Here is a 15,290-nt window from a genome sequence, read left to right on the forward strand (position 1 = left end):
AATCACTCGAAATCATGAATCCTTCTAAACTATTGATACACATAGGTTTGTTGACCTTCAGAACAAACTTAATCAACTAAGGTCAAATATTATTTTAGCAATAATTACACGAGAGTGCTAATTATATGCATGAAAAAAGAGCTTTCTTTTTGAAAACTCTTTAATCTCCAATCAGGAAGTCTACAAATACGTCATTTCCAATCATCCTGCCTTCATCTGTGAGACTAATATATTGGTTATATTGTTGTAAATGACCTAAATCGATATGTTTTTTAATCGCATTTCCATATACATCATATATTGGTATATTAAACTTCTCTTCAAATCGCTCAGTTGAAACACCTTGATTTAAGCGAAGTCTTAAAAATATTTCTTCTTCCATCATATCATTCTGATTTAAAATGATTCTTTCTTTAACTACACTATTTTCTTCATTCATTGCATTGATATAATGTGTCACAGGCTTAATATTGTAATAACGTGTGTCACCAATATAACCGTGACTTCCTGCTCCTGCAGCTAAATAGTTTTCATTTAACCAGTACGTCTTATTGTGCTCAGACTGATATTTTTCCTTACTAAAGTTTGATATTTCATATTGAGGATATCCAAGATTATCAAGTCCATTGATCACTCGGTCGTATATCTCTCCTTCTTTAATCGGAGAACCAATCGACATCTGTCCTCGATTTATCTTGTTATAGAATACTGTATGTGGTTCTATAATTAGTGAATACCAAGAGATGTGTTTTGGTTTTAATATTTCGATATTTTTCAAGCTATCTTCAATATCTTGATTCGTCTCACCTGGCAAGTTATACATGAGGTCAATTGAATAGTTATCTAAATTAATTTTATCCATATGTTCAATAGAACGATAAATATCATCAAAATTATGTGTACGTCCGAGTACTTTTAATAGATTATTATTAAATGTTTGAACGCCTAAAGAAATACGATTCACACCATAATCTTTTAATAAAGATATCTTTTCAGTCGTGAGTTCATCTGGATTTGCTTCAAATGTATATTCTGAAGCAGTGCCAAACTTGTTATTTATAATCTCTAATAAAAACTCAAGTTGCTTCATAGATAATGCAGTTGGAGTGCCGCCACCTACATAAATTGTCTGTAAATTTGTTTCAGGGAAAGAGTCGATTTCTTTTTTTAACGCATTTAGATATTCGTCTACGGGCTGGTTTTTAATGAGTACTTTATTAAAATCACAATACGTACATATGCGATTACAAAATGGAATGTGAACATATAAACTTCTCAAATCATCACTCCTAAATATAAAGGAGAAACCTTTCGATTTCTCCTCGTGACTTAATCTTCGTCCATTTTTAATACTGCTAAGAAAGCTTCTTGAGGAATCTCTACAGATCCTACCGCTTTCATTTTCTTTTTACCTTCTTTTTGCTTCTCTAATAACTTTCTTTTACGAGAGATATCCCCACCATAACATTTCGCAAGAACGTTTTTACCCATTGATTTAATGTTTGTTCTTGAAACGATTTTATTACCAATCGCTGCTTGAACAGGTACTTCGAATTGTTGTCTTGGTATGAGGGTCTTGAGTTTATCTACTAATGCTTTACCTCTACTATATGCAAAGTCTCTATGAACAATTAAACTTAATGCGTCGACTTGTTCACCATTTAAGAGAATGTCCATCTTAACGAGTCTAGATTCTCTGTAACCAATAATCTCATAATCAAGTGATGCATACCCTTTTGTATGTGACTTTAATTGGTCAAAGAAATCAAATACAATTTCTGATAATGGGATTTCATAGATGATATTTACGCGAATGTCATCAAGATAGTCCATAGTAATAAAATTTCCACGTTTACGTTGACATAACTCCATCACTGCCCCTACATAATCGTTTGGTACCATAATCTGAGCTTTAACGTAAGGTTCTTCTATATAATCGATTTTTTGTGGATCTGGCATCTGAGACGGGTTATCAACATTCACTTCGCTACCATCCGTTAATTTAACTTTGTAAATAACTGACGGTGCTGTTGCTATTAAATCAATACCAAACTCTCTTTCGATACGCTCTTGGATAATTTCCATATGAAGCATACCTAAGAATCCTGTACGGTAACCAAATCCTAAAGCTTGTGATGATTCTGGTTCGAATTCTAACGCAGAGTCATTCAACTGAAGTCGCTCTAACGCTTCTCTTAAGTCAACGTAATCTGCAGAATCGATAGGATAAAGACCACAATATACCATTGGATTTAATCTCTTATACCCTGGTAACGCTTCTTTTGCTGGGTGCTTCTTTAATGTAATTGTGTCACCTACTGGTGCGTCTGATACAGACTTGATTGCTGCCGCCAGATATCCTACGTCACCCACAGTTAATTCTTTAACAGGCATTGGTGCGGGTGTGTTGATACCGACTTCTGTCACTTCAAACACTTTACCTGTCGACATCATTTTAATTTCGTCTCCAACTCTAACCGTACCTTCCATCACACGGATAGATGAAATCGCCCCTCTATACTGATCATAGTATGAGTCAAAAATGAGTGCTTTAAGAGGTGCTGATGGATCTCCGCTTGGTGCAGGAACTACTTCAACAATTTTTTCCAATATATCATCTATACCAATATCTGCTTTAGCTGAAGCTTTGATTGCATCTTCTGCAGGAATTCCTATTACGTCTTCTACTTCTTGAGCGACACGTTCTGGATCAGCTGCAGGTAAGTCAATTTTATTGATTACAGGCACCATTTCAAGGTCGTTATCTAGTGCAAGGTATACGTTTGCTAAAGTCTGTGCTTCAATACCTTGAGCTGCGTCTACAACTAAAATTGCACCTTCACATGCTGCAAGAGAACGTGACACTTCGTATGTAAAGTCTACGTGCCCTGGTGTATCAATCAAATGAAAGATATACTCTTCACCATCACGTGCAGTATATTTTAATTGAACTGCATTCAGCTTGATCGTGATTCCACGTTCACGCTCTAAATCCATCGCATCTAATAAACGATCTTCCATATCTCTTTTTGCTACAGATTCTGTGTGCTCTAAAAGGCGATCTGCAAGACTAGATTTACCATGGTCGATATGTGCGATGATTGAAAAGTTTCTAATATGTTTTTGTCTTTCTAAACGTTCTTTATCAGTCATAAAATTTCCAACACCCTTTTCTACAATGCTAATATTTTAACATTTTGCACCACTTTTCTCAATTCATTTTCATCTCAATATTGCAATTTTAAGGTTAATTTGGTAAAATATTTCTTGTTGCAATCAAAGTTGTACAACTTTTTATCTCTGGAGGTGTAACATAAATGGCAAATATTAAATCTGCAATTAAGCGCGTTAAGACGTCAAACGCTGCGGGCGAAAAGAACATTGCACAGAAAAACCAAATGCTTACAGCAGTTAAAGCTGCACAAGCTGCTAAAGCTGAAGGCGCAAACAACGCTGAAGAATTAGTAAACGTTGCTTTCAAACATATCGATAAAGCTGCTAAGAAAAACTTAGTTCACAAAAATAAAGCAAGTCGTATGAAATCACAACTTTCAAAATAAACTTCTCTTTCTAGAGAGGTTTATTTTTTTGCATTTTTTCAAACATTCTCGCTCTTAACCCTATGGAAACACTAATTTATAGTAGAGATTGGAAGCTTTAAAGATAACGACAACATATTAGTTGTAGCAAAAGAAGGAAAAGTACTTAAAGATATCAGATAACATAAAACCAGCGATGTAGATCATTCTACATCACTGGTTTTCACTTTAAATCTTAGTCAAGAACACTTCAAATAATGCTTCTCTTTCTAAATAACTCGACTTAAATTGATAGTCCATGTCTCTGCATAGAATCATCTTATTTAATAAATAATTTAATGGATATCTATCAACCGTTCTATATGCAAGCTTTACTCGATATGGATGTACCTTTAATCTCTTAGCAATCGCATCAGAGTTTAATCCTTCTTGTTTTAAAATTTTAGTCTGATAGAACAGTCTAAATTGTCCAGCTACAAGTCCAAGTAGTTTTATTGGTTCTTCTTTTTGTAGCATAAGATCTCTAAACAACATCACAGCGTCTTGCTTCTGATTTTTTAAAAGATAGTCTGTCAGTAAAAATACATTCTGATCTAAGCTTTTACTAATTACATCTTCTACATGCTCTGTAGTAATCTCATCATCTACATACAGAAGCAATTTCTCTAGCTCCTGCTTCACAGTGTCATAATGGACACCTGTTCTTTCAATGATCATGTTAATAACTGGAGGGTTGAATGTGACATTTTCATTCTGTATTTCACTTTGTATATAGTCGCGGAGTTCCGCTTCATTCATTTCCCCTACTTCAAAAATATCTCCATTTGCTTTCGCAATCTTAGTAATCTTTTTACGGTTATCCAGATTCTCTGACTGCACAGAAAATACGAGTAACGTATCGTCTTCTTTGTTTTCTAGATACTTAATCATCAAGTCGATATTATGATCTACTGTATTTTTAGCACGAAGTGCTGTAAACAGAGTGGCATTTTGAATAATAATTGCTTTTTTTTCACTTAAAAAAGGAAGTGTTTGTGCTTCTTCAATAATTGATTCAACAGTCGTGTCATTATAATCCAGTACAATTCTGTTGAAATCATCTACTTCACCAAGATAATCTGTGACAAGAGTATTCACTTGTTCTTCGATACGGACTCGATTTGTTCCATAAACAATATTAATTAACTTCATATTATCCTCCATATCATCTCTTATCTTATTATAGTATAGATTTTTTTCTCATACTACATTATACTAGAGATAACGATTAAGGGGGTTATGTCATGAACAAGTTTGAGAAAAATGTACAATCTAAAAACAACGACGTAATCGATTCAGGTCTTGCATTCGTAGTTGGGTTTGCATCACTTACTGTAATTTATATAATTGCACAAGTATTTGGAATCGTTGCTGGATAATACAAGCTACATACATAGTAGCTTGTTTTTTTATGTCTTGTTTACACAATGATTCTTCTGTTTTGATAGCTTTGACTTTATACACATTCTATTCTTCTTTATCTCCATCTCAATCATTCCGTCATTTGCTGTATTTAATATTATTTTATCATTCGCGGTTAGACGTTCTATTACTTCAATATGTGGATGTTTATACCTGTTGTTTAATCCTGCACTAATTAATGCATATTTGAATGGAAGTTCTGCTAACTCTTCACTTGTACTCGTATCAGAGCCATGATGTCCTATTTTTATTACGTCAATATTGCTGAGTTTTTCTATAATTTTATTTTCTTCTTCAGTACGCGCATCTCCTAAGAATAGAAATGAGTAATCATTAAGGGTTAACTCTAAAATAATTGAGTTTGCATTGGATTCTTTTGTGTTTTGTTCTTTTACAGTGAGATTTCTTATATTGATGTTACCTAGATTGAAGTTTGATAGATAGTTACTGCCGATTAGTTTTGAAGGTTCTCCTGTATATGACTCTAAAAATGATTCTAGTTTTTCATCATTAGTATTGATCATGATCCTTTCTACATTTACTTTTTCGTAAATGTGACTGTACTCTCCGATATGGTCATTATCAAAATGTGACAGTACGAGTAAGTCAATCTTACGAATCCCTTGTTCTTTTAAGTAAGGCAGAACTGTCTTATCTGATAGCCTGATTCTCGGTGTTTCTCTATAGTGACGTCCGCCTGTATCAATAAGTATTGTGACATCCTTTTTTAAATCTTGAATTAAGAAAGAGTCTCCTTGACCAACATCTATCATCGTTACTCTAAAATCGTTTTTATTGTAATTGGCAAATGTAAAAATGATTGTGAGTAATAAAGATATATGAATCAGTAACAGTCTGTAGTTTCTCTTAGCAGTAGTTTGCACAATAAGAAAAGTCAGCATAATTACTAAACTTGAAAGATACGCATTTATATTTTTTATTATTACTCTATGTTCAATCACTGTGCTGAGATAAAGTATAAGCTTATGGTTGTAAGAAAAGATTATGTTTAAAAGAGAGTCAAGAATCTCTGGAAAGTACGTGAATAGTGCGATATTGAATATCAACGTTGCTGGGAAGATTACAATCGTAAATATTGGATCGAATATGAGATTCATGAGTAATCCACTGAGTGAGAGTTCGTTGAAGAATAACAGTATCACAAGTGTCGTTGAGAACTCAGCTATAAGTGTTATAAAAAAGAGTTGTAGAATTGTATGCATATTTGCGAAGCTTTTTCTACTTAGTAAAATTGTAAATGTTGTGAGATATGAGAGTATAAATCCTGCGTTATAAATCATAAATGGATTTAATATAAGTTGTACTAATGCAGAAATTGAGATTACTGCAACATATGGTTTCTTTTTGAAGAATGAGGATATGATTAGGAGTATTGCCATGAGTACCGCTCTGAAGACACTAGGGCTAAAGACGTTAATAAATAAGAATAGAATTAGAACAATGATTGTGAATACTTTAATAATTTCTATTGGTATTCTAAAACGCTTTAGTATCACAAATATAACCACTGACAGATAAGCGACATGTGTTCCAGATATTACATATAGGTGGTATATACCAAGTTTCTGTAATCCTTGAAAGAATTCATTCGTGAGATACATTTTATTTCCAATTGAAAGCATGAGCATGTCACCAATATATGAATGCTCTGAACTAGCTTTAACTCTCTCTATGTACTGATATCTGATTTCATTTATTTTCGTACTTATTGTGTGCTTTTCTTTGAAACAATTAACAAGAGAGAGATTATCAAGGTAGACTTTTCCACTTATATTCTTTGTAAGTTGCGTCATGATGTCGTTTCTTTTTATGAAGTTACGCTCTACTTCAGGTGTCACTGTATCTATTGGCATGACTGTTTTACAGAAGCTTCCTAGCGGTATTCTGTTGCCTTCTTCTACATAAAGAATAAAACTTTTATTATTAGACTCTATTTTATATCCAACGCTGTCTTCGTAATATTCATAGTCCACCACCTTAAAATTATCTATTTTTGAATCTACACTCTTAAAATCATAGTTGTAATATATTGTCCCAAAGATGATGAGTCCTAACGTGTAAATAATAATCTCTTTCTTAGAAAACCCTCTTCTATTCAGCATAAAGATAAAAACAGACAAAAAAAATAACCCAAGTATTGGGTTACTCACGATTAAACAGCTAATTACAATAATCATAGCGCTGTTAAAGAAAATCATAGCGTTGACTCGTCTAAGTATGCTTTTAAGCGATCTACATCTAAATCTACTTTAGTAGCAGTTGCACCTGTCTTTTCGATTAGTTCAATCGCATATGGATGATTTCTATAGTCTTCTCTGTAATAGATATTTGTAATACCTGCTTGTAATAGCGCTTTTGTACAGTTAATGCATGGGAAGTGTGTGACATATACACTTGCACCTTCTGTTGATACACCGTTTTTAGAACATTGTAGCAACGCATTCACTTCCGCGTGAATCGTACGTATACAGTGGCCATCTTCCATATAGCATCCATGATCTGTACAGTGGTGCTCTCCTGATACTGCACCGTTATACCCACTCGCAATAACACGATTGTCCTTAACAAGTGTTGCACCTACTGACAGTCTTGAACATGTTGATCTTAATGATAAAAGCATCGCTTGCGCCATAAAGTATTCGTTCCAATTAATTCTCTTCATCATTTAATCTCCTACTGTTATATAAGGTTTTAAATTTTCTAAAGTCTTCTCGCCGATTCCAGGGATGTTAAGCAAATCTTCCACTTTCATAAATAGTCCATTTTCTTCTCTATATGTAAGTATCGTCTGTGCTTTTTTCTCACCAATACCATTTAAAGTCATGAGTTCCGCTTCATTTGCCGTATTGATGTTAACTAATGATTCATCAGGTGTATCCGTAGCACTTGAAGACACTGCTACAGGTATCGTTTCACCCTTAACGGGAACATAGATCACCATTTCATCTTTTAGCTTCTCTGCTTGGTTAATGAGTGTTAAGTCTGCATCACTCGTCGTTCTCGCAAGCTCAATCACGTTTTTCACACGACCGTCTTTTGGAAGTTCGTAAACGCCTGGATTATAGACTGCACCTTTAATTTCTACAAATACAGTGGCAAGTGGTTCTGGTGGTGGCTCTTTTTCTGGTTCAGCTGCACTGATACTCTCTATATCAGTTTGTTCTAACACCTCAATTGGATGACTGTCATCCTTAAAGAACAAGAATAACGATGTACCGAGAGCAACAAAAACTACTATAACCCCAAGCCATTCTTTGTATTTAAAAAATAATTCAGTAATCGTTTACACCTCCGTAAAAGTATCTCTTATATACATATAGGTGTTTTTACTGAATTATCTTTTTTATTTTAATTTTATTATGAAAAAGTTTCTTTCACACATCTCTAAAATCTCATTTTCAGCATCAAAATCACTAAAACTCGAGATTATTTCAAAGCCTAGATTATCTAGTAGCTCAATTGTTTCATCATGAGTGAATCCTTGCTGATAGTGCGTCTCTTTATACTTATCATATTTATTGTCTTGATCTTTTATAAAGTAAGTAATGTCATGAATAACCGAAAGTGCTTCTTCACCGTTCGACACTTCCCAAATATAGGTGATATCTGATGTCTCATCCATGTAGATTTCACCGTCGAATTCATTCAAGATCTTAAACTCACTATGCATATCAAAGATAAACACACTGTGTTTATTCATGTGTTTCTTAACGCTAAATAGAACTGACTTTAGCTCTTCGATATCAGAAACATAGTTCAATACGTCGGCTGTTGCAGTAATTAAATCAAATGTTTCTTCGAGGTCAAAGTCTTTCATATCAGCGACATGAAACTCACGGCTTGGTGCAGTTTCTTTAGCTATTTCAATCATCGTTTCAGAGTTATCGATACCAACTCCTCTACTTGCTTTTAACATATTGAGCAGCGCTCCAGTACCACAGCCAATATCTAATACAGACGTTTCTTTGTTATATGGACTGACAATATCAAACCATAGATTATACGGGAAATCATAGTTCATGACCTTGTATACATGGCTAAACTTCTCGTATTTAGACTTCAATGGCTTCTCCATCATAGAAGAGACGTTCTAGGTTGTAGTATTCCCGTTCTGTCTTCATAAATACGTGTACAATCACGTCATCTACGTCGATTAAAACCCACTTGCCTTCTCTATAGCCTTCGATGTGAGTATCAATTTCTAGTTCCTCTGCGACTTCTTGTACTTCATCAGCAATTGCTTTAACTTGTCTGTCTGAGGTACCGTGACAGATGATGACGTAATCACTTACTGAGCTTGTCTCTTGCACATCAAATACACGGATATCGTAAGCACGTTTGTCATCAACAGCATTTTTTAATTTATCTAAAACTAATTTTGAATCCAAGATATCATTCCTTTACTCTATTGTAGTAGTTATAACATTCAATTGTACGACTAAAAATCATACGATCTTTTGAAATTAAGTGTAATAAGTTTGCCTTCGTGATTAAGAAAACAGCCTTGTCTAAATTCTTATCACTAAAGACTACTTTTCTAATGCCTTTTACCCCAGGTATTTCTCTTTTAGGTTCGATATAATCCGCAACATAGACAATCTTTTCAACTAATGTCATATTACTTCTACCTGACGTATGGTTTTCCATGGCATATAAAACATCTGCATCAGTCACACCATATTCTGTCTTCATAATATGTGCTGCAATTGGTCCATGTAAAATTTCAGATTTGTACTGAAGATATTCAGGATCCATATGATACTTCTTAACAATCTTATGCATATCTTTTAAGTCATCATACTTAGCATAATCATGAAGCATTCCAGCCAAAAAACATTTCTTCTCGTTTGCCCCAAATATCTCTGCCATCTGAACTGCAGTATCTGCAACTCTACATGAGTGCTGGTATCTACGGTCAGGAAGTTTCTCTTTTGCTAGACTGATTGCTTCACTTTTCTTCATAAAGATTATGCTCCTTAATATATGCGTATACGTGGTCGTTTATTAAATGTGAATATTGCTCGTTTTGATTTATTCTTTTTCTAATCTCACTTGAACTTACTTCAAAGATACTCGTGTTTTTAGCAATAAATGGTGCTTCTATTTGTTTCGTACTTCCATTCCTTCTAAGTACAATAAACGTTATAAGGTCTAATAAATCATCATATCTGTACCATCTATCAAATGAGTCATACTGATCTTCACCCATGATAAAAAATAATTCATCATCAGGATACTTATTTTTCAGTTCAACAATAGTATCATAAGTAAAGCTGACACCACTTCTATCTAATTCAAGTCGATCAATATCAACAAAATCTAAATACTTCGTTGCACGTTTAATCATTTCAACTCTGTCTGAGTCTTTCATTGGTTTGTCAGTTTTAAGTGGTGACTGTGCTGCTGGGATTATAATTACTTTATCCAGACAAAAATGTTTTTTTGCCTCGCCAATAGCATTTGTGTGACCAAGATGGATCGGATTAAAAGTTCCACCGAAGATTCCAATTTTCATTATGGTAACTTGATTTCCTTGTTTTCTTTAGATTCACGATATAAAACAATCGTCTTACCAATCACTTGTGCAACGTGTGAATTTGTACCTTCAGCTAACTTCTCAGCCGCTTCATTTTTATCTTCTGAACTATTTTGTAAAATCGACACCTTTAAAAGTTCGTGAATTTCTAAATAGTCATTAATTTGAGCGATAAGATTATCATTCACGCCCTCTTTACCAATTTGAAATACTGGTTTTAAGTTATGCGCGAGACTTCTTAAATATCTGCGTTGTTTTCCTGTTAATGTCATAAATTTTCCCTTTCTATGAAAGCAGTTTTAACTGCTTCTCTGTTTCCTTTTTTATCTGTCCATATTTCATATGCATCCATCGCTTGACCGATCAGCATATCCAGACCATTTTTATATATATTAAAATGTGTCATGAACGGAGTAATTTCAGGATTATAAATCAAATCCATACCAATCGTATCATCATGAACTACTTGTTCCAAATTGAATGCATTAAATGCATCTTCTTTTTGTAATCCGAGTGGAGTCGCATTTACAATGACGTCAAATGGCTTGTCATAAGCTTCACCTAGCAGATGTGTTTTAAAATTTTTGTCTTTAAAATCATTAAAACTTGTTTTACGTCTCGCAACAATTGTCACGTCATGGCCAAGTGAAAGATGTGCATTTAACACAGCCTTAGAGGCACCACCTGCGCCTAATATAAGTACTCTCTTAAAATCATCTGAAAATGCATCAATGTATGATTGTCTATACCCTGATACGTCAGTGTTATACCCTATATACTTTCCATCCACAATTTTAACAGTATTTACTGCTCCAATAGTAAATGCACTTTCATCGATTTCATCTAAATATGGCATGATTGTTTCTTTATGTGGCACTGTGACATTAAAACCAGAAAGCTCATGCATTTTAGTAATGCCTCTAATATATTTTATATCATCTGGATTAACGTCAATAGAAGTATACCTGTGATCATCATTATTTTCTTTAAAATTCACCTGATGTAAAAATGGTGAAAATGAATGTGCAATGGGATGTCCAATTACTGCAAAATTCATAATTACACTCCTTTAAATACAGACGGACGCAGTGAAACTTCTACTCCTTTAGGAACTGTTACATCTATCTGAACGTCTTCATCGACGGATACAAACGTTAAGCCGCTAATTAACACATCACTTCGCTCAGTCGTTCTAAATGATACTGTTTCAGCATCAAGAATTAATACCGGATGTTCGATTTCTGGCGGCGCGAGCAGTGTGTTGTAATGTTTACCATAAAAGTCTGTCGCAGTTTCAGTTTTTGTTCTATGAATTTTAATTTTATCTGATGCATAGACTGTGAAGCTGCTTCTTTCACCTTTAACAAAATCAACACGTGCAAGTGCAGAAATAAAGAGTGTTTGACCTTCATTCAGCTGAAAAGTCTTCGGCTTAATTTCTTTTTTCGGCATGATCACTTTTAAATCTTTAGGTGAGATAAAGTGCGCAATCTGTGAATCGACGACAACCCCTGGTGTATCAATAAAGCTTTGTGTTTCAGAAATAGGTATATCAATTAACCCTAAAGTCGTTCCTGGAATATTTGATGTCGTAATTACATCTTTCTCTCCAGTACTATCTTCGATCAGTTTATTGATTAACGTTGATTTACCCACGTTCGTCGTACCTACAATATAGATGTCTTGTCCTTTTGCTTCCTTACTAACAAGATTAAGTAATTGATCAAGATTGTGTCCCTTAATTGCTGAAATCGCAATCGTTTCATTTGCTGTAATGCCTTCATCGGCAAGCATCTTCTTCGCTCTAGAAATCACACGGTTCATGTTTGTAGATTTCGGAAGCAAATCAATCTTGTTAATAACCGCAATTACTCTCTTATTTCCTACAATTCTGTTGAATGATGGTATTAAGCTGCCTTTAAAGTCAAATACATCTATGATTTTAAGTACAATACCCTCTTTCTCATAAATTGAGTTCAACATTGCCATGAATTCTCCTGATTCCATCATGACATCTGGTGTTTCATTATAATTTTTAAGTCTGAAACATCTTTGACAAATTACATCTTCTTCTGTCAGTCTGCTTGCTGGTACAAACCCTGGCGCTGTTTTGTCTTCTGATTGAAGCGTTGCGCCACAACCAATACATTTATACATTGTCACTATTTCCCCTCCAGTTAATGAGATCTTTATTGTCCATCCATTTCATTACAATACGTTCCATGCGTCTGTTTAAGAACGTTGCGTATCCATCTTTGTCTTTAATAGGCAATACAAGTATAGAGTCCACGCGTACTCTGTTCGCACCTAATACGTCTGTCATGAGTTGATCTCCAACCATAACAACTTCTTTTTTCGTCACATTCAACATACGTAGTCCTAAATGGAAGTTCTTCATAAGTGGTTTTCTAGCACTATGAATAAACTTTAAATCATGTGGTACTGCAAATTTTTCCACGCGATTACGATTTCCGTTAGATAAAATTAGAACTTCAATTCCATTTTCTTCTAAATTTTTAATCCAATCAAGCACTTCATCGTTTGCATTTGGGTCATCGAAAGCAACCATCGTGTTATCAAGATCAATCATGACTGCTTTCTTGTTTTTATTTTTTAACATCTCTACTGTGATGTCTGAAAAACGATTTACATATTCACTTGGTAAAAAGTACTTTTCAATTAATTTTTTCATACTAGTATCCTCGTTTTAAATTTAATACAAAAAAGCGCCTAATATATAGGCGCCATTAAATTACTCTTCAATCTCTAATTTTTCCGCTTCAGTATCCTTGTATACGAAAAAGCCAATGATTGTTGTAATAACCACTGCAAGAATCATTAAGAATAGCATTGTACCCCTCCGTTATCACAGTTTCCTTAATACTAATTTTACCGTGTTAGATGAGTGAATACAAGCTTTTAAAAGAAACTCTTCATAATTCATATCAGCACTATTATCTGCTTTGTCACTCATAGATCTCATGATTAAACATGGGACTTCTAAACGGTGACACACTTGCGCAATCGGAGCAGACTCCATGTCAACCGCAAGTGCATCACTAAATTCACTTAAAATAAACGATTTACGTTTATCATCATCAATGAAGCTATCCCCACTAACAATTAAGCCTTTATGGAAGTTCACGTCGCCATATTCTTCAAGTGCTTTGACTGCTAAAGATACAGCATTTTTGTCAGCTTCATAATGAAGAGGCATTCCAGGAACTTGACCATAGTCATAACCAAAATTCGTTGCATCAACATCATGATGGACCATGCTATTACCAACTACGATATCAGTGATATCGAGTTTATTAGATAAAGAACCAGCTACACCAGTGTTGATAACGAGTGTCGCATTAAACTGTTGAATAAGTAAAGTTGTAACGATAGAAGCGTTTACTTTACCAATTCCACTCTCTACAAGAACAACATTTTTACCATATAGTTCACCAGAATAATATTCAATCCCAGCAATCTTCGTAGTGTCTTTTATCGACATATCTTTTTTTAGTATATCGATTTCTGGTTGCATTGCACCAATAATACCTATAGTTTGATTAGTCAATTTTAGTAATTTTCACTTTCATTTCGTTACCGTTTGGTAGTGGTACGTTTACTTCATCTTTAATCTTAGCACCAATTAATGCTTGAGCAATTGGTGATTCGTTAGAAATTTTACCTTCGAATGGATCTGCTTCTGCTGAACCTACGATTTTGTAAACTTCTTCGTCACCTTTTGGTAGCTCTACGAAAGTAACTGTTTTACCAATTTGTACAGTCGTGTTATCTTTTGAATCTTCAATGATTTTAGCGTAACGAATCATCTCTTCAATTTTAGAGATTTCTTGTTCTACAAATCCTTGTTCATCTTTCGCTGCATCATACTCTGAGTTCTCAGATAAGTCACCAAAGCTACGCGCGACTTTAATTTTTTCAACTACTTCCGGGCGTTTTACCGTTTTAAGATGCTCGAGATCTTGCTCTAATTTCTCAAAACCTTCTTGTGTCATTGGGTATTCTTTATTTAAACCTACATTTTGTTCCATTATAATTTCTCCTTTAAATTAAACCGTAATTACTAGTAGTCCGTCTCCAACGTTGAAATACATAGTGTGGTCGAAATTTTCTTTTACATAATGATTAAAACGGTCTACTTTTTCTTTCAGTTTTCTTTTGTTTTTATTATCAATCGTTTCTTGAACGATGAGTCCTCTAAGTAAAATATTATCCACAATTATAAATCCACCTGGATTTAATAGTGGTTTATATTTCTCTAAAAATAATAAATTATTGCCTTTAGATGCATCAATGAAGATCATATCAAATTTACCATTGACACTTACTTCTTTCGCATCTCCGTGAATATGAGTCACTCGATCTTGCACTTTATAGGTATTAAAATTTTCATTTGCAATTTTATAGCTTGCTTCATTTAGTTCAATTGTTGTTAGTTGAATGTCGTCACTGACCGACAACATGTGCAAGCCACTATAACCAATCGCCGTTCCAACTTCTAAAATCGACTTTACAGACTTTAGCTTGATGAAATTTTTAACGATGTTTAGTGCATCACTATCAATAATAGGCACTCTATTTTCTTTTGCATATTGATAGAGTTCAGGGAAAATTTCGTCTCTAATATTCAGCTTTTCTATATACTGATTTTCATTCATTACATCACCACAAAAAATATACAACCGACACTTCTCGTGTCAGTTGTATAATCATTA

19 protein-coding genes are annotated in these 15,290 nt (G+C 34.1%); 2 read left to right on the plus strand and 17 right to left on the minus strand.

Annotation, left to right across the window (positions count from 1 at the left end; translation table 11 throughout):
* Positions 1–160: 160 nt before the first annotated feature.
* Positions 161–1,279: a radical SAM family heme chaperone HemW gene (gene hemW / locus IEU51_RS02070; RefSeq protein WP_186087529.1), complete on the minus strand. Its 1,119-nt coding sequence runs from the start codon at positions 1,277–1,279 to the stop codon at positions 161–163.
* Between the two features lie 50 nt (positions 1,280–1,329).
* Positions 1,330–3,153, minus strand: a complete 1,824-nt coding sequence (lepA, locus tag IEU51_RS02075; RefSeq protein ID WP_186087526.1) for a translation elongation factor 4 — start codon at positions 3,151–3,153, stop codon at positions 1,330–1,332.
* Between the two features lie 164 nt (positions 3,154–3,317).
* Between lepA and rpsT the strand changes: the two genes are divergently transcribed.
* Positions 3,318–3,560 (plus strand): 30S ribosomal protein S20, encoded by a 243-nt coding sequence (gene rpsT, locus IEU51_RS02080; RefSeq protein ID WP_186087523.1) that lies wholly within the window; start codon positions 3,318–3,320, stop codon positions 3,558–3,560.
* Positions 3,561–3,767: 207 nt separating this feature from the next.
* Here the strand turns inward: rpsT and holA are convergent, their stop codons facing one another.
* Positions 3,768–4,730 (minus strand): DNA polymerase III subunit delta, encoded by a 963-nt coding sequence (gene holA, locus IEU51_RS02085; protein ID WP_186087520.1) that lies wholly within the window; start codon positions 4,728–4,730, stop codon positions 3,768–3,770.
* A gap of 92 nt (positions 4,731–4,822) precedes the next feature.
* Between holA and IEU51_RS02090 the strand changes: the two genes are divergently transcribed.
* Complete coding sequence (locus tag IEU51_RS02090; RefSeq protein ID WP_186087517.1) at positions 4,823–4,957, plus strand: YqzM family protein; 135 nt, start codon at positions 4,823–4,825, stop codon at positions 4,955–4,957.
* A 30-nt stretch (positions 4,958–4,987) separates the two neighbouring features.
* Here the strand turns inward: IEU51_RS02090 and IEU51_RS02095 are convergent, their stop codons facing one another.
* From IEU51_RS02095 to IEU51_RS02160, 14 genes are all read right to left on the minus strand, one after another.
* The gene (locus IEU51_RS02095) at positions 4,988–7,198 is read right to left on the minus strand and encodes a DNA internalization-related competence protein ComEC/Rec2 (protein ID WP_188349261.1); all 2,211 of its coding nucleotides are present in this window, start codon (positions 7,196–7,198) and stop codon (positions 4,988–4,990) included.
* A gap of 17 nt (positions 7,199–7,215) precedes the next feature.
* Complete coding sequence (locus tag IEU51_RS02100; RefSeq protein WP_186087512.1) at positions 7,216–7,683, minus strand: ComE operon protein 2; 468 nt, start codon at positions 7,681–7,683, stop codon at positions 7,216–7,218.
* A 3-nt stretch (positions 7,684–7,686) separates the two neighbouring features.
* Complete coding sequence (locus IEU51_RS02105) at positions 7,687–8,190, minus strand: helix-hairpin-helix domain-containing protein (protein WP_188349262.1); 504 nt, start codon at positions 8,188–8,190, stop codon at positions 7,687–7,689.
* Between the two features lie 174 nt (positions 8,191–8,364).
* A complete protein-coding gene (locus IEU51_RS02110) occupies positions 8,365–9,084 on the minus strand; it encodes a class I SAM-dependent DNA methyltransferase (protein WP_186087506.1) in 720 nt (239 codons plus the stop codon).
* A complete protein-coding gene (rsfS, locus tag IEU51_RS02115; RefSeq protein ID WP_186087503.1) occupies positions 9,074–9,409 on the minus strand; it encodes a ribosome silencing factor in 336 nt (111 codons plus the stop codon). Before rsfS ends, IEU51_RS02110 begins: the two co-directional genes overlap by 11 nt.
* A 4-nt stretch (positions 9,410–9,413) precedes the next feature.
* Positions 9,414–9,983 (minus strand): bis(5'-nucleosyl)-tetraphosphatase (symmetrical) YqeK, encoded by a 570-nt coding sequence (yqeK, locus tag IEU51_RS02120; protein ID WP_186087488.1) that lies wholly within the window; start codon positions 9,981–9,983, stop codon positions 9,414–9,416.
* Positions 9,970–10,536: a nicotinate-nucleotide adenylyltransferase gene (nadD, locus tag IEU51_RS02125; protein ID WP_186087485.1), complete on the minus strand. Its 567-nt coding sequence runs from the start codon at positions 10,534–10,536 to the stop codon at positions 9,970–9,972. The genes yqeK and nadD overlap by 14 nt, the downstream gene beginning before the upstream one ends.
* Positions 10,536–10,829 carry a ribosome assembly RNA-binding protein YhbY gene (yhbY, locus tag IEU51_RS02130; RefSeq protein ID WP_186087482.1) on the minus strand — a complete coding sequence of 98 codons (294 nt, stop codon included), beginning with the start codon at positions 10,827–10,829 and terminating at the stop codon, positions 10,536–10,538. Before yhbY ends, nadD begins: the two co-directional genes overlap by 1 nt.
* A complete protein-coding gene (gene aroE, locus IEU51_RS02135; protein WP_229713797.1) occupies positions 10,826–11,614 on the minus strand; it encodes a shikimate dehydrogenase in 789 nt (262 codons plus the stop codon). The genes yhbY and aroE overlap by 4 nt, the downstream gene beginning before the upstream one ends.
* Positions 11,615–11,616: 2 nt before the next feature.
* A complete protein-coding gene (yqeH, locus tag IEU51_RS02140; RefSeq protein WP_408634874.1) occupies positions 11,617–12,723 on the minus strand; it encodes a ribosome biogenesis GTPase YqeH in 1,107 nt (368 codons plus the stop codon).
* A complete protein-coding gene (locus tag IEU51_RS02145) occupies positions 12,707–13,249 on the minus strand; it encodes a YqeG family HAD IIIA-type phosphatase (RefSeq protein WP_186087479.1) in 543 nt (180 codons plus the stop codon). Before IEU51_RS02145 ends, yqeH begins: the two co-directional genes overlap by 17 nt.
* A 174-nt stretch (positions 13,250–13,423) precedes the next feature.
* Entirely contained in the window at positions 13,424–14,125 is a 702-nt protein-coding gene (locus tag IEU51_RS02150; RefSeq protein ID WP_229713798.1) for a 5'-methylthioadenosine/adenosylhomocysteine nucleosidase, read from the minus strand.
* On the minus strand, positions 14,118–14,606 hold the full coding sequence (gene greA, locus IEU51_RS02155; protein ID WP_186087476.1) for a transcription elongation factor GreA: 489 nt from the start codon (positions 14,604–14,606) through the stop codon (positions 14,118–14,120). Before greA ends, IEU51_RS02150 begins: the two co-directional genes overlap by 8 nt.
* An 18-nt stretch (positions 14,607–14,624) precedes the next feature.
* Positions 14,625–15,233 (minus strand): O-methyltransferase, encoded by a 609-nt coding sequence (locus tag IEU51_RS02160; protein WP_186087473.1) that lies wholly within the window; start codon positions 15,231–15,233, stop codon positions 14,625–14,627.
* Between the last annotated feature and the right edge of the window lie 57 nt (positions 15,234–15,290).

The organism is Phocicoccus schoeneichii (assembly GCF_014635565.1).
In the GTDB taxonomy this organism is placed as follows: Bacteria; Bacillota; Bacilli; order Staphylococcales; family Salinicoccaceae; genus Phocicoccus; species Phocicoccus schoeneichii.

Excerpts from the sequence above, each read along its gene's own strand:
- lepA (WP_186087526.1), bottom strand. The coding sequence starts at position 3,153 with ATGACTGATAAAGAACGTTTAGAAAGACAAAAACATATTAGAAACTTT.
- rpsT (WP_186087523.1), top strand. The coding sequence starts at position 3,318 with ATGGCAAATATTAAATCTGCAATTAAGCGCGTTAAGACGTCAAACGCT.
- holA (WP_186087520.1), bottom strand. The coding sequence starts at position 4,730 with ATGAAGTTAATTAATATTGTTTATGGAACAAATCGAGTCCGTATCGAA.
- IEU51_RS02090 (WP_186087517.1), top strand. The coding sequence starts at position 4,823 with ATGAACAAGTTTGAGAAAAATGTACAATCTAAAAACAACGACGTAATC.
- IEU51_RS02095 (WP_188349261.1), bottom strand. The coding sequence starts at position 7,198 with ATGATTATTGTAATTAGCTGTTTAATCGTGAGTAACCCAATACTTGGG.
- IEU51_RS02100 (WP_186087512.1), bottom strand. The coding sequence starts at position 7,683 with ATGAAGAGAATTAATTGGAACGAATACTTTATGGCGCAAGCGATGCTT.
- yqeK (WP_186087488.1), bottom strand. The coding sequence starts at position 9,983 with ATGAAGAAAAGTGAAGCAATCAGTCTAGCAAAAGAGAAACTTCCTGAC.
- nadD (WP_186087485.1), bottom strand. The coding sequence starts at position 10,536 with ATGAAAATTGGAATCTTCGGTGGAACTTTTAATCCGATCCATCTTGGT.
- yhbY (WP_186087482.1), bottom strand. The coding sequence starts at position 10,829 with ATGACATTAACAGGAAAACAACGCAGATATTTAAGAAGTCTCGCGCAT.
- aroE (WP_229713797.1), bottom strand. The coding sequence starts at position 11,614 with ATGAATTTTGCAGTAATTGGACATCCCATTGCACATTCATTTTCACCA.
- IEU51_RS02145 (WP_186087479.1), bottom strand. The coding sequence starts at position 13,249 with ATGAAAAAATTAATTGAAAAGTACTTTTTACCAAGTGAATATGTAAAT.
- greA (WP_186087476.1), bottom strand. The coding sequence starts at position 14,606 with ATGGAACAAAATGTAGGTTTAAATAAAGAATACCCAATGACACAAGAA.
- IEU51_RS02160 (WP_186087473.1), bottom strand. The coding sequence starts at position 15,233 with ATGAATGAAAATCAGTATATAGAAAAGCTGAATATTAGAGACGAAATT.